This window comes from Roseibium album (assembly GCF_965233825.1).
Lineage (GTDB): Bacteria > Pseudomonadota > Alphaproteobacteria > Rhizobiales > Stappiaceae > Roseibium > Roseibium album.
Genome location: NZ_OZ247583.1, coordinates 4,494,027 through 4,508,371 on the forward strand (window position 1 = coordinate 4,494,027; position 14,345 = coordinate 4,508,371).

The following is a 14,345-nucleotide window of genomic DNA, read 5'->3' on the forward strand; positions in this document are numbered from 1 at the left end:
CAAACCATATGGGCGCCTATGACCACCGATGATGACTATGCCGCCGATATTGTTCGCCAGTACGACAGGGACCGTTATCTCGCGACGTTGCTGGCTCCGGAGGCGCAAAGACCGGCTTTGATGGCGCTCTATGCATTCAATGCGGAAATTGCGCGCATTCGCGAAGTCGTGTCGGAGCCATTGCCCGGTGAAGTGCGCCTGCAGTGGTGGCGTGATCTGCTGGAGGGAACGGAGCACGGAGCCGTAGCATCCAATCCGGTCGCCAATACGCTCACACAGACGATCGCGAGGTACAGATTGCCGCGCCCGGGGCTTTTGGCGATGACAGAGGCAAGGATTTTCGATCTCTATGATGATCCGATGCCGAGCCTGAATGATCTGGAAGGATATCTCGGTGAAACGGTTTCCGGTTTGATCCAGCTTGCCTGCCTTGTTCTCAACAATGGCAGGGACCCGGGAACTGCCACCGCGGCCGGACATGCCGGTGTCGCCTATGGTCTGACGGGTCTGATGCGCGCCTTGCCGTGGCACGCGTCGCGTCGACAGATGTTTTTACCCAACGATATTGTTTCCAGGCATGGTCTTGATCCGGAAAGTGTTTTTCAGGGAAAAATTTCACCGCAATTGAGATCCGTTCTCAGGGAACTGGGTGAACACGTTCGGCATCACCTGAAACGTGTGAGACAGGTTGCCGACACTATACCCGAAGAGTGCAGCAACGCCTTCCTGCCACTGGCGCTGGTGGAACCATTCCTGAAAAAACTTGAAGCTCCGGATTTCGACCCCTTGCAGGAAATAGCCGAGATATCTCAGCTCAGGCGACAGTGGATATTGTGGCGTGCCTCCACGAAACCCCTGCTGCGTCTTTGAGGCAGACAAATATCTGGCTTGTCTGAATTTACGTTATTCAGCTGCCAACTTCGTGAGCCCAAGTCCGGACATCCAGTCAGAAAAATCCGCTTTCGCGCGATTGGTCATCGCAAGCTTCTTGGCCTTTGCCTTTTCCTTGCCTTTGAACCGTTTGCCTTCCTCATCCCGTGTCGGTGCCTCGATAGGGGGGAATAACCCGAAATTGACGTTCATTGGCTGGAAGGATTTTGGTTTTCCGGCACCGTCCTCGCGCAGGATGTGTCCGCCGGTGATATGGCCAAGAAGAGCCCCCATGGCCGTCGTCTCAGGTGGCGCAACGATGGCCTGGTCGCTAACGTCCATGACCGCAAAAAGTCCGGCCAGACAGCCGACACTGGCAGATTCCACATACCCTTCGCAGCCGGTGATTTGACCGGCGAACCGCAAGCGCGGATCCGATTTCAGGCGCAACGTGTTGTCGAGCACTTTTGGCGAGTTCAGGAACGTATTGCGATGAAGTCCGCCCAACCGCGCAAACTGGGCACTTTCGAGCCCGGGAATCATGCGGAAGATGTCGGCTTGCGCGCCATATTTCAGTTTGGTCTGAAAACCGACCATATTGTAAAGTGTGCCGAGCGCGTTGTCCTGGCGTAGTTGAACGACCGCATATGCCTTGACATCCGGATCGTGTGCGTTGGTCAGCCCCATCGGTTTCATCGGGCCATGTCGGAGGGTCTCCCGTCCCCTGGAGGCCATGACCTCAATTGGAAGGCAGCCATCGAAATAGGGCGTGTTGGCTTCCCATTCCTTGAAATCTGCAGAGTCTCCCGCCAGCAAGGCATCTATGAAGGCTTCGTATTGATCCTTGTCCATCGGACAATTGAGATAATCCTTGCCCGTTCCTCCGGGACCAACCTTGTCATACCGGGACTGGAACCATGCCTTGTTCAGATCGACCGAGTCGAAATGGACAATCGGGGCAATGGCATCGAAGAAGGCGAGGGCGTCCTCTCCCGATTTTTCCAGAACGGCTTGAGAAAGTGCCGGGGAAGTCAGAGGACCCGTTGCAATGATTACCTTTTCCCAGTCTTCCGGCGGAAGTCCGGCAATTTCCTCTCGTTCGATCCGAATGCGTGGATGCGTATTCAACGCCTCGGTAACCGCATTTGAAAATCCGTCTCGATCGACTGCGAGTGCACTGCCTGCAGGAACCTGATGGGCATCGGCCGAAGCCATGATCAGTGATCCGAGCTGGCGCAATTCATGATGAATCAGTCCAACCGCATTCTGTTGTGAATCGTCTGACCGGAACGAGTTGGAACAGACCAGTTCGGCAAGACCTTCTGTCTGGTGGGCGTCGGTCTTTCGTACCGGCCGCATCTCATGCAGTACGACCTCCAGCCCTGCCTCGGCGATCTGCCAGGCAGCCTCGGATCCGGCAAGGCCACCGCCAATAACGTGGATCGCAGTCATGATAATTCCTTGGGGCAGATGCCGGACATCTCAAACAGCGACAAACTGTGAGACCATCCAGACAATAAGTTTGTGCCCTGATTACAGGGATTGGATGTTTGCCGCAACATCTTGCGGCACAGATCCAGCATTCGCGTCTTCATGTGTTCAAGGACGAAAACAACGCCAGTTTTTATGACAAGACATGTGGTCGACAATTGGCTGCCGGATAGTCTCTTGAATCAAAAAAAACGCCTGCCGGGGGAGGAGGATCCGGCAAGCGTTTTTGGTTGCTCTGCGATAGGTTCGCAGAGGGATTGCAGTTCAGGAGCTGGGAGGAGGATGCCCCTGAACCGCAAACTTGATTATTTTACAGACTGACGTGCGTAACGGGCGATATCGGACCGGGCAATGCCCAGGTCGTCCAGTTCGCGGTTGGTCAGGTTGGAAAGTTCGCCATAGGTCTGACGGAAGCGTTTCCAGTTGTTGAATTTGCGTACAACGTTATCGATCATGGTTTAGGCCTTTCGCTATCTCATGGCCATGGCACCGCGGATCGGCGTCTGGCCCGTTCATCTCTTACAATCGCTATATAGGAAAATTGTGCACTGCGAAGAAGTGATTTTTTTGCGACTCTGATATGCAAAAAGTGCAAGACAACAGGAAGTTAACGGTAGAGGAATTGTTTGACGCATAACCACGGATCTGGCGCTGTATCGCATATGCGAAGACTATGCCGTGTGTGCTTGTTTTATTCGGGAATGTCTTTGAAACGTGTGTCTGAACAAACGAACGCCCGCCAGTGGGAGGAGGTACCGGCGGGCGTCGTTTCGACTGGCAGGGCTGGGAGGAGGATGCCCTGCGTGTCACACGTCCTTAGGCTGGGAGGAGGATGCCCTTGGACGCGATCTGGTATTCTTTAGCTGCTCAATCCGCGGCGGGCGACAAACTTGATGTCGCTCCGGGAAATGCCGAGATCCTGCAGTTCACGTGCTGACAGGCGGGACAATTCGTCGATCGCACGACGATAGCTTACCCAGCTGCTGTACTTACTACGCACATTGTCAAACATCTTGTTATTCCTTGATCAACACGGCGATGCCGCGCCTTTGTCTCTGTTGATCAAACATATAATTCACCAAGTGAATTAAAAGAAGTGCCATCTTTGCATGTCAGACATGCAAATGATGCAATGCAGCATTTTCATGGGATATGGTTAGGGCATATTCCGGAAATCGCTTACGTCGCATGCTTTTATAGATTTAGGTGCGATGCACAGAAATTCAAGAGGCGGAACCCATTGGGCTATTCCGCAGCATCGGATGCTCTTTGCGGCCTGCGCTGCAAAAGTTCGCTCAAGAACTGTCCTGTGTAACTTGCCTGAACCTCTGCCACGTCCTCCGGACGACCCGTCGCGACCACGGCACCGCCACCATCGCCGCCTTCCGGACCAAGATCGATTATCCAGTCTGCGGTCTTGATGACTTCGAGATTGTGCTCGATGACCAGCACCGAATTCCCCTGATCGACAAGTTCGTGAAGAACGTCGAGAAGTTTGGCGACATCATGAAAATGAAGACCCGTCGTCGGTTCGTCGAGTATGTATAGCGTGCGCCCGGTCGACCGTTTGGACAGTTCCTTGGCAAGCTTCACACGCTGAGCTTCGCCACCGGAGAGTGTCGTCGCCTGCTGACCGACCTTGATATAGCCGAGCCCGACACGCGCGAGCGTTTTCATCTTGTCACGAACAGCAGGAACCGCTGCGAAGAATTCTGCGGCCTCCTCGACGGTCATGTCGAGAACGCCCGCAATGGATTTTCCCTTGAATTCGACTTCCAGGGTCTCCCGGTTATAGCGTTTACCCTTGCACACGTCGCAGGTCACATAAACGTCCGGCAGGAAGTGCATTTCGATCTTGATGACACCGTCACCCTGGCAGGCTTCGCAACGTCCACCCTTGACGTTGAAGGAAAAACGCCCTGGCTGATAGCCTCGAGCCTTGGCCTCCGGCATGCCGGCAAACCACTCTCTGATCGGTGTAAAGGCACCGGTATAGGTTGCCGGATTGGAGCGCGGTGTGCGCCCGATGGGCGACTGATCGATATCGATTACCTTATCCAGGACTTCCAACCCCTCAATACGATCATGCGGGGCAGGATTGTCTCTGGCGCCATTCAGACGGCGGGCGGCAGCCTTGTAGAGCGTGTCGATCAGGAATGTCGACTTGCCACCACCTGAGACACCGGTGACGCAGGTGAATGTGCCGAGAGGCACATCGACATCGATATCCTTGAGGTTGTTGCCTCGTGCGCCGCGGACAGAGAGTTTCCGTTTTTTGTTGATCTTGCGTCTGCCGTCCGGGCGCGAAATCATTCTCGCTCCGGAAAGGTATTCCCCGGTCAACGACCTTGTGTTGGCCATGATTTCTGCAGGACTGCCCTTCGCAACCACTTCACCGCCGTGCACGCCGGCACCCGGACCGACGTCGACGACATAGTCTGCAGTCAGAACAGCATCTTCGTCATGTTCGACCACGATGACCGTATTACCGAGATCCCGTAGATGTTTAAGTGTTTCCAGAAGCCGGGCATTGTCACGTTGATGCAGGCCGATGGAAGGTTCATCGAGGACATAAAGGACACCCGTCAGACCGGACCCAATCTGCGACGCAAGGCGGATGCGCTGGCTTTCTCCTCCTGACAGCGTCCCGGAAGAACGCGACAGTGTCAGATACTCAAGGCCGACATCGTTTAGGAATTTCAAACGCTCACGGATTTCCTTGAGGATCCGTCCGGCAATTTCCGACTGTTTTTCATTCAGTTGGTCGGGCAACGTATCGAACCAGTCCCTGGCATGCCGGATCGAGTGTTCGGTCACTTCACCGATATGCTTTCCCGCGATCTTGACGGCCAGGGCCTCCGGTTTCAGACGGAAACCGCCACAGGCCGGGCAGGCATGGTCCGACTGGTACCTGGCCAGTTCTTCGCGGACCCAGGAAGATTCCGTTTCCCGCCAGCGACGTTCGATGTTGCCGATCACGCCCTCAAAGGTCTTTTCAGTGCGGTAACTGCGCACGCCGTCGTCATAGACAAATTCAACAAGTGTCTTGCCGGTTCCGTGCAGGATCGCATCCTGAACCTCTCCGGGCAGGTCTTTCCAGGGTGTCGACATCGTGACCTTGAAATGGCTGCAAAGCGCTTCCAGGGTCTGTGCGTAATATGGGGAGGTGGACCCCGTCTTGGCCCAGGGCAGAACCGCACCTTCACGCAATGACAGCGAGTGATCCGGGACGACAAGGTCTTCTTCGAAGGCAAGTGTCGTTCCCAGGCCGTCGCACGTCGGGCAGGCACCGAACGGATTGTTGAACGAAAACAGCCTCGGTTCGATTTCGGATATTGTGAAGCCGGATACCGGACATGCGAATTTTTCGGAAAAGATCAGACGTTCCGGATTGCCCTTTTCATCCGTCTTGTCTGCAAATTCGGCGATCGCGATACCGTCGGCAAGTCTCAGGGCTGTTTCAAGAGAGTCTGCCAGCCGGCCCGAGATATCATCGCGTACGACAAGGCGGTCCACGACAACATCGATATCGTGTTTGTACTTCTTGTCGAGGGCAGGAGCTTCCGCAATTTCATGGAACGTTCCGTCGATCTTGACCCGCTGAAACCCCTTTTTCATGAGTTCGGCAAGTTCTTTGCGATATTCTCCCTTGCGTCCCCGTACCATGGGTGCCAGCAGATAGAGGCGGGCGCCTTCCTCCAGTTCCATGACCCGGTCGACCATCTGACTCACCGTCTGGCTTTCGATCGGCAGGCCGGTGGCCGGCGAATAGGGGATGCCGACACGGGCAAAGAGAAGCCTCATGTAGTCATAGATTTCGGTGACGGTCCCCACGGTCGAGCGGGGGTTGCGCGACGTCGTCTTCTGTTCGATGGAAATTGCCGGCGAAAGTCCGTCGATCTGGTCGACATCCGGCTTCTGCATCATTTCCAGAAACTGCCTTGCGTAGGCCGACAGGCTCTCCACGTACCGTCGTTGTCCTTCGGCGTAGATTGTGTCAAAGGCGAGAGACGACTTGCCCGATCCGGACAGACCGGTCATTACGATCAAGCGGTCGCGCGGCAAATCAAGATCCACCCCCTTGAGATTGTGCTCTCTGGCGCCGCGAATGCTGATCACTTTTGTCGGATCCGTAGTTCGAGACTCGTCCGGGCGAGTGCCGTCATTTGTCGACATTCTTGATTTTCCTGCCAAACATGCAGCAAGCCGAACGCCTGCCGCTGGTCTATCTGCATTGAGGGTTGGTGATCCCGAACCCGTCTGTCATTTTCCCGATATAGCAGCTAACCGCGTAACATCCAGTCGGGTGAATTGGTCATCGGATGGAAACACGCATATTTGCTCAGTTCGATTGCAACTTTTTTATAGAAGTGATAAGAACAAAACAAGTACATATAACGGAAAAAAGACGGTTGTCGACGGCATTGTATCTCGATTTTCTGGTGGCGTGGAACGGATGAACGAGGTGTCGGTTGCGCAATCGGCACAAAATTCCGCGATTTCATGCGCATCAATTCCTTTGCCTTGTGGAAAATGGGTGCACGTGAACGAAAACATGGGCGAAACGGTTGGAGTGCCGCTACGGTTCTGCTTTCTAGCGCCAAGGCGGGCAGAATGGTTCCGTTAAAACAAGTTCCGGAAACAATCGCGGAACCGGAATAGCTGCGAGAACAAACAGGAGTGCAGGATGGCGGGTAGCGTCAACAAAGTCATTTTGGTCGGCAACTTGGGTGCTGATCCGGAAATTCGCCGGACACAGGATGGCAGGCCTATCGCCAACCTGCGTATTGCCACATCTGAATCCTGGCGGGACCGAAACAGCGGCGAGCGCCGGGAGAAAACCGAATGGCATCGTGTGGTCATCTTCAATGAGGGACTTTGCAAGGTCGCAGAGCAATACCTGCGCAAGGGCTCCAAGATCTACCTGGAAGGTCAGCTCCAGACGCGCAAGTGGCAGGACCAGTCCGGTCAGGACCGTTATTCAACCGAGGTCGTGCTGCAGGGATTCAATTCAAATCTGACGATGCTCGACGGGCGTGGCGAAGGCGGTCAGTCCGGCGGCCTTCCTGATTACGGCAATGAATCCCAGGGCGGCGGCGGCGGAAGTTTCGGCGGTGGCGGCCATGGCGGCGGTTCCGGCGGCGGCGGATTTGGCGGATCCGGTGGCGGTGGTGCCGGTCCGATGGACGACGAAATCCCGTTCTAGGGCATGTTTTCGGCCTGGAGCCTTCGGTCAGATGGCTCCGGGCGGCACATTGTTTTCAGTCTCCGTATTCCGGATAGCAGGGTGTTCCAGGAACCTCGTCGAGACCGTAAGACGCGTCTGAAGTTGCCAGCCCGCAATGATAGACCGCCTCCTCAGCGCGCGTATCTCCACCCCGACCGGGCGCACCATTTACATGGGCAAGCTCATGGATGATCGTTGCAAGGACAGTCCAGCGGCCCATCCTGAAAGCGCTGTCCGCAATACCTATTTCGCCGGAGGCAGAATACGTTTTGCCGTAGAACGGTGTTGCGATACCCGGCCCGTAATTCACCCAGATGCTGCTGTCGTTTATCAGGTCGGTGAGCGTTCTGCTGTTCGGCAGTGAGCGGAAATAGTCGTCGCAGCTCAGGTTTCCGGCGACCATCTTGAACAATTTGCTCCGGCACCATTTCAGCTGGTCGTGTTGTGGCGCGCTGAATTCAACGAATCCGGCCTGGGGCGAAACGTGATCCCCGATGTTGAATTGAAACGGCATTCGCTGCGCTCCGGATAATAATGTTCGGTTTTGTACTCACGTTCCTAGTTTTAAAGGCGCCGCGTGGCCGTGATGAACATCACGGGTGAGAGCTTTTTTGTTGGCACTAAGTTATTCATACAATTTAAAAAATTGATCTGCCGAACACAGGGGATATTCTCTTAGAGACAAAATCGTCACACTGAATTGAATTTAAAAGGTGTGAATGACGCTTGCCCTTAACCCCCTGATCAAGCCTGTTATAGTATTAACCAGTTTGCTTCTTGCGTTTCGCGTCACAGTTCCAGCAAAGATGTGCGGAGTTGAGCCGGAAACCGATGCAAGAAGAAGGTGCGGAAGGACGGTCTTCCGGGCGATTTCTTGACGGCAGTGAGGATGTGTTGTCCGGCTGAATGGGCAACGGATCTGACATCAGGCCGACTTTTGACTTGTGGGTTTAGGCAATGCAGGCAAGCGATATGAAACAAGACGTGCGCGTGAACGGGTTCCATGAAACGGACACTGGAAACCGCTTCCGAACCGCGATGAAAAACTCGATCAAGGCCTGTCTCATGGCGTCGGTGCTTGCAACGGGGTTCGGTGTCGCAAGTACCGAACACGCCGCCGCGCAGGGACTGTTTCAGCGCCTGTTCAATCCTGAAAATCATCGCAGGCAGCAGGAACGCCAGAAGCAGGAGCAGCTGCGTAAAAAGGCCGCCACGGTGAAAGTGTCCGCACCGCGCTATCTCAACTACACACCCGACAAGTGGAAAGTTGTTTCGCTCGCACCGCTTTCTGAAAAGAAGACCGCAGAGATCAAGCCGGCAGACGCGAGCGTCGAGCCTGCCGACACGGCAACAGTGGAAAGAGACATTGTTCCGGTCGAACCCGTCGTGCTTACGAACTTCGACCGCGCACGCCCGGCACTCAAGGAACTGTCCCTGACTGTTTTGCCGGAAGTCGGAGAAGCGTTGATCGCCTATTACAGGGAACATCCCGATTTTGTCTGGGTGAAAGACGGACAAGCAACACCCAAGGCCGAGCAAATGCGCAAGGCCATGGCGGCGACTGGCAAATTCGCACTCGTCCCGGAAGATTATTTTGTTGCACCCCCAGCTGTTTCAGGTCTCGGCGCGGCTGAAAAAGAAGCTGCGTTGATGCGGTTTGAAATGGAACTGAGTGCGGCGGCGATGACCTATGTGCTGGACGCAACGCGCGGCCGGGTCGACCCTAACAGAATTTCGCAATACCATGATCTGCCGCGACACGATGTTGATCTGGTCGGCGCCCTCTCGGATCTTGCAAAAGCAGCAGACGTCCCGGAGGAACTGGCTGGCCATCAGCCGCAGAACGAGCATTTCCGCAAGCTGACTGCAGAACTGGAACGGCTGAAATCGGAAGATGAGGATGCCGGGCAGATTGTCATCGCACCAGGGACATTCCTGAAAGCCGGCAAATCCAGCCCGGAAATGAAGAATATTGTCGCTGCGATTGCAAAAAACGGATCGCAGGATCTGCTGACTGCACATGCCGAGACACTTTCAGCCTACGATGACAGCGATCTTTATTCCCCGGAATTGATTGCACTTGTTAAGGCCTTTCAGAAGGAGGCCGACCTGACGCCGGACGGGATCGTCGGAAAAAACACGATCAATGCCCTGGTCGGAGAGACCAACGCTGCCAAGATCGCCAAGGTGGAACTTGCGATGGAGCGCAGCCGGTGGATCCCGGAGGAACTCGGCGCGCGCAAGGTGTTCATCAACCAGGCTGCATTCACGGCGACCTACACGGCCCCGGGTGAGGACCCGCTGTCCATGCGGGTGGTCGTTGGTAAAAAGTCAAACCAGACAAACTTCTTTTACGACCAGATCGAGGTTGTTGAGTACAACCCGTACTGGGGGGTGCCATACTCGATCATCGTCAATGAAATGCTGCCGAAACTCGCACGTGACCCGTCCTATCTCGACCGCGCCGGATACGAAGTCACGACACCAAGAGGGCGGAAGGTCTCTTCGGCGTCGGTGGACTGGTATGCAGTCGCCGCCAAACAGCAATCCATCAATGTACGTCAGTATCCCGGCCGTTCAAATGCTCTCGGCGCTGTCAAAATTCTGTTCCCGAACGAGCATCATATTTACATGCACGACACGCCGTCGAAAAACCTCTTCAACAAGGATGTACGTGCCTTCAGCCACGGTTGTATCAGGCTGCACGACCCTCAAGGCATGGCCGCCGCTGTCCTTGGAAAGTCGAAGGACTACGTCGCGTCGAGGATTGCCGAGGGGCAAAACGAGCAGGAACAGGTAACAGGCGATATTCCTGTTTATGTTTCCTACTTCACCGCATGGCCGGAACAGGAAGGCAGCGGGATCGCCTACTACTCTGACATCTACGACCGCGACCGCCACTTGCTGAAAGCGATCGGAAAGACCGAGGCAGCGCGGGAAAAGGCCAGAAACGCGAGCTGAAAAAAAATCGAACGACCAGACATGAAAACGCCGGGCAACGCGCCCGGCGTTTTCATTTACTCATGATTGGCCTGAAAGACAGGAATTCAGTGAGGCTGACAGGCTGGACAGAAGTTCAGGATAAAGGTCCGCCCCGTTGTCAAGTTCCGTACCGAGAGGATCGAGCGTTCCCTTGCGGGCATCGCTTCCCTCCAGGACGACATCGACCAGTTTCGCATCGAATTGTGGCTCCTGGAAAACACAGGTCACGGACAGATCCTTGATCTGATCCTGTATTTCGGCAACCCTGCTGGCACTGGCGACGGTTTCCGGCGAAATTGTTATCGCGCCGCTTGCTTCGAAATCGAAGTGATGTTCGAAATGATGGTAGGCGTCATGGAAAACGACAAATTTCTTGCCTTCGACAGGCTTTAGCGTCTCTGCGATTTTCGTTTCCAGCGTTTCAATACGTTCTGCAAATGCGGCTGCATTCTTCTTGTAGATTTCGGCATTGTCCGGGTCGGTCTTGGCAAGAGTTTCTGCCATGACAGCGGCAATGGCAATGCCATTGTCCGGGTTCAGCCAGATATGCGGGTCCATTGCGCCTTCGTGATCATGACCGTGTTCGTCAGCATGGCCTGCATCCGCATGTTTTTCGTGCTCGTGCTCACTATCATGGGCGTGTTCGGAATGCGCATGTTCCTTTTCAGCACCTTCATGCTCATGTTCGTCATGCTCTTCGTGTTCGTCATGGTCCTTGTGATCCGCATGCTCACTATGGTCGCCGTGATCCTCATGATCCGCGTGTTCATCATGATCATCATGATCATCATGCTCTTCGTGATCAGCGTGTTTTTCGTGCTCATCGTGATCTTCATGCGAGGCATGATCTTCATGATCTCCATGATCATGAGAGTCAAAATTGGCACCTTCGCGATAGGGAAGATGATCCATATTGGCCACATCCATCAGTTCAACGGTAGTTGCATCGGCAGCCATGGCGCTGATGGGCTTTGCAAGCGAAGCAGAGAGGGACGGTCCTATCCAGAAAACGACGTCGGCTCCCTGCAGCAGGAACGCCTGGGAAGGCTTGAGCGCGAAGCCGTGCGGCGAGGCAGCGCCATCGATGATGATGTGCGGCTTGCCGACACCTTCCATGACCGCCGAGGCGATCGAGTGGAGCGGCTTGATGGTCGTCACGACATTAGGCGCTTCGGCATGTGCAGACATGGTCGTTGCCGCAAGCGCGAAGGATCCGGCGATTGCAGTTTGTGCAAGCAAGCGCTTTGAATTGCGAACGGGATTTGAAATCATGATAAAAGAGGCCATTCGGGAAGGTGTCCGGTGGATGTAATTTTGTAACGCGTAACTTTATAACGTTCACATATCATCCACGCAAGCGTCTTTCAGGGTCAGGTCGGGAAGGGAATGTGGGAATGGTCAAGATGGCAGATCAACACGTGGCAGAGTTGAATATCGCTCGTCTCAAGCACGACATTGACGACCCGCGGATTGCTGATTTCGTCAACAACCTCGACCGTGTGAATGCCGCCGCTGAACGCAGTGACGGCTTCATCTGGCGTCTTGAGCTTGATGCCACCGCGACAGACGTGGTCGTGATGAATGATCCGCACATCATTGCCAACATGTCGGTATGGAGAGATATCGATTCACTGGAGCGATTTGTATTCCAGACGATCCACAAGCGCATTTATGCACGCAAGGCGGAGTGGTTTGATGCCATGGATAAGATGCACTTCGTCATGTGGCCGGTGTCCGTCGGGCACGAACCGGATTTGAATGAGGCCCTGGCAAGACTTGAGATGCTCAACACCCAGGGCGCATCTGACGAGGCATTTGGTTGGGACTACGCAAAGTCGTCCGGCCTCTGGAGAACTGAGTTGTGTGATAGTTCCGCCGCCTGACGATCGAAAGTCTGGACGATGGGAAGCGAATGGCCGCTTTGGAGAGCGTTCATCCGGGGACAGTACGGTCTGAACCACAGGCATGTCGGGTCCCTTCATGCACCGGACGCCGCCATGGCGCTCAAACATGCACGCGATGTTTACACCCGCAGAAAGAAGAACGTCTCCATCTGGGGTTGTCCCATCCTTCCGGATGACCACCTCCGATGAGGTTTTGGATCCATACAAAGGACATGGTCTCAGGAAGGTCTACCCCATCCCAGTTTCAGGGAGGCCTTGATGCCGGCGCCCACACCTTGAGGCAAGGAAGAAATGAAACACCGGCCTGGTCATGTTCAACACCATTGACAGAACCAACGACGACGACACCTCAGTTGCTCCTCCATGAGACTTGTGTGTCCTGCACATCGTGCTGACTTTCTAACGAGTTGATTCAGCGGATGTTTACTTTAAGGGCGCACAGTTCTCACCATAGGTACCGAGTGATAGTAGAGCGTCATGTTTTCCCGAAAATCCGCCAAGCAAGATTATTCCCTGGACATGCCCCTGGAACTGGAAGACGGGCCGCCGCCCTTCGCCTACCGGCGCATCCTGCAGGTGCTGTCTCTTGGAGCTGCGGCCTTTCTCGGCTGGTCCATCGTTGGGCAGGTACGTGAGGTTGCCAAGGCTTCGGGCGAAATTGTCCCTGCCGGCAAGATTCAGACCGTCGGCCATCTTGAAGGCGGCATCGTTGCAGAAGTTTTAGTTGAAGAAGGGCAACTGGTCGAAAAGGGAACACCCCTTGTCCGGCTGCAGGAATCCGCAACCTCAAACGACCTGGAAAAAGTCCGCACCAGGCTCCAGTTCCTTGCGCGAGAAGAACAACGCCTAACGAACTACTCTCGGGAAGAGAAGAACGGCGACCCGAGGTTTTCCGGCGACTTCGATTTCAGCGAAGCGCAGCAGGCCGCTCTGGAAGCTCAAAAGAAGGCTATCGAGCAAGAGCAGCAGGCATTGAAGGCCCGGATAAACGAAAAGGAAGCTGAACTGGCCAGTGTCCTTGAGCGAATCTCGTTTCAAAGGACGCAGGTAGAAATCGAGCAGGAAAAATTCGCAATTCAGGAGTCACTCTTTGATCAGGGATATACGTCCAAGCGGCGTTTCCTGGACGCAAAGTCAGCGCACCAGATCGCCCAGAGTGAACTCAGTGAACTTATCGGACGAAAAGGCCGGGCTGAAGCGCAACTGGCTGAAGCCAAGGCAAGCCTGGAACGTTTCATTGCGGTCGAAGCAGAAGAACTGGCGGAAGAACGCAGTCGGGTGGTTCAGGAACGCAGTGAACTGGCATTCGAGGCGGAAAAACAAAGAGACCGGTTTGACCGGCTATACGTCCGAGCGCCTGCCAGCGGTCATGTCAAGACGCTGAACCTCAAGGGTCCTGGCAGTGTCGTTGCTCCGGGCGATGTGGTCGCTGAAATCGTTCCAAGCGACAGTAACCTTGTAGCGGAAGTCCGGGTATCCCCCAGAGACATCGGGCATGTGGAAGTCGGCGACGAGGCGGAGATAGCCGTCACGACATTTGACCCGAACATTCAGGGGACGTTGAAGGGCGAAGTTTCTGTCGTGTCCGCATCAAGTTTCAGAGATGAATACGGCAACTATTATTTCAAAGCCAAGATTCCGTTGTCGTCCAACATGATCGGCAAGGGGTCACAAGAAGAAACGATTTCACCCGGCATGGTTGTCGATGCCAAGATTGTCACCGGTTCGAAATCTGTCATGCAATACCTGTTGAAACCGGTCACGCGCGCCATCGGAGATCCGTTGAGCGAACGATAGTTCGACAAGATCCCAAACCATGATTTGCTGAATTATGAACAAAGACCCCGCTCTTCTGGCGGGGTCTTGCGCAA

The 14,345-nt window shown here is 54.7% G+C and carries 11 protein-coding genes and 1 pseudogene; 6 read left to right on the forward strand and 6 right to left on the reverse strand.

The features are described from left to right. Nucleotides 1-18: 18 nt before the first annotated feature. Nucleotides 19-870 (forward strand): phytoene/squalene synthase family protein, encoded by an 852-nt coding sequence (locus tag ACO6TI_RS20425; protein WP_422383220.1) that lies wholly within the window; start codon nucleotides 19-21, stop codon nucleotides 868-870. Nucleotides 871-903: 33 nt separating this feature from the next. Here ACO6TI_RS20425 and trmFO read toward each other — a convergent pair whose 3' ends face one another. The 4 genes from trmFO to uvrA form a co-directional block, all read right to left on the reverse strand. Beyond that, a complete protein-coding gene (trmFO, locus tag ACO6TI_RS20430) occupies nucleotides 904-2,322 on the reverse strand; it encodes a methylenetetrahydrofolate--tRNA-(uracil(54)-C(5))-methyltransferase (FADH(2)-oxidizing) TrmFO (protein ID WP_422383221.1) in 1,419 nt (472 codons plus the stop codon). A 344-nt stretch (nucleotides 2,323-2,666) separates the two neighbouring features. Then, a complete protein-coding gene (locus ACO6TI_RS20435; protein ID WP_082442930.1) occupies nucleotides 2,667-2,816 on the reverse strand; it encodes a DUF1127 domain-containing protein in 150 nt (49 codons plus the stop codon). Between the two features lie 404 nt (nucleotides 2,817-3,220). Then, nucleotides 3,221-3,373: a DUF1127 domain-containing protein gene (locus tag ACO6TI_RS20440; protein ID WP_104701666.1), complete on the reverse strand. Its 153-nt coding sequence runs from the start codon at nucleotides 3,371-3,373 to the stop codon at nucleotides 3,221-3,223. A gap of 233 nt (nucleotides 3,374-3,606) precedes the next feature. Beyond that, entirely contained in the window at nucleotides 3,607-6,537 is a 2,931-nt protein-coding gene (gene uvrA, locus ACO6TI_RS20445; protein ID WP_104701667.1) for an excinuclease ABC subunit UvrA, read from the reverse strand. 511 nt (nucleotides 6,538-7,048) lie between these two features. Between uvrA and ACO6TI_RS20450 the strand changes: the two genes are divergently transcribed. Then, nucleotides 7,049-7,567 carry a single-stranded DNA-binding protein gene (locus ACO6TI_RS20450; protein WP_108875188.1) on the forward strand — a complete coding sequence of 173 codons (519 nt, stop codon included), beginning with the start codon at nucleotides 7,049-7,051 and terminating at the stop codon, nucleotides 7,565-7,567. Nucleotides 7,568-7,622: 55 nt separating this feature from the next. Here ACO6TI_RS20450 and ACO6TI_RS20455 read toward each other — a convergent pair whose 3' ends face one another. Beyond that, nucleotides 7,623-8,102, reverse strand: a complete 480-nt coding sequence (locus tag ACO6TI_RS20455) for a hypothetical protein (RefSeq protein ID WP_196892345.1) — start codon at nucleotides 8,100-8,102, stop codon at nucleotides 7,623-7,625. A gap of 458 nt (nucleotides 8,103-8,560) precedes the next feature. On the opposite strand from ACO6TI_RS20455, the gene ACO6TI_RS20460 reads away from it, so the two are divergent. Next, on the forward strand, nucleotides 8,561-10,549 hold the full coding sequence (locus tag ACO6TI_RS20460) for a L,D-transpeptidase family protein (protein WP_104701886.1): 1,989 nt from the start codon (nucleotides 8,561-8,563) through the stop codon (nucleotides 10,547-10,549). Nucleotides 10,550-10,609: 60 nt separating this feature from the next. Here ACO6TI_RS20460 and ACO6TI_RS20465 read toward each other — a convergent pair whose 3' ends face one another. Continuing rightward, on the reverse strand, nucleotides 10,610-11,857 hold the full coding sequence (locus ACO6TI_RS20465) for a zinc ABC transporter substrate-binding protein (RefSeq protein ID WP_282046700.1): 1,248 nt from the start codon (nucleotides 11,855-11,857) through the stop codon (nucleotides 10,610-10,612). 116 nt (nucleotides 11,858-11,973) lie between these two features. On the opposite strand from ACO6TI_RS20465, the gene ACO6TI_RS20470 reads away from it, so the two are divergent. The 3 genes and pseudogenes from ACO6TI_RS20470 (at nucleotide 11,974) to ACO6TI_RS20480 (ending at nucleotide 14,271) form a co-directional block, all read left to right on the forward strand. Next, nucleotides 11,974-12,453 carry a DUF3291 domain-containing protein gene (locus ACO6TI_RS20470; protein WP_422383222.1) on the forward strand — a complete coding sequence of 160 codons (480 nt, stop codon included), beginning with the start codon at nucleotides 11,974-11,976 and terminating at the stop codon, nucleotides 12,451-12,453. 18 nt (nucleotides 12,454-12,471) lie between these two features. Further along, nucleotides 12,472-12,627, forward strand: a pseudogene (gene paaB / locus ACO6TI_RS20475) (1,2-phenylacetyl-CoA epoxidase subunit B); the annotation flags it as partial. A gap of 324 nt (nucleotides 12,628-12,951) precedes the next feature. Continuing rightward, nucleotides 12,952-14,271, forward strand: a complete 1,320-nt coding sequence (locus ACO6TI_RS20480; RefSeq protein ID WP_422383223.1) for an HlyD family type I secretion periplasmic adaptor subunit — start codon at nucleotides 12,952-12,954, stop codon at nucleotides 14,269-14,271. Nucleotides 14,272-14,345 lie beyond the last annotated feature (74 nt).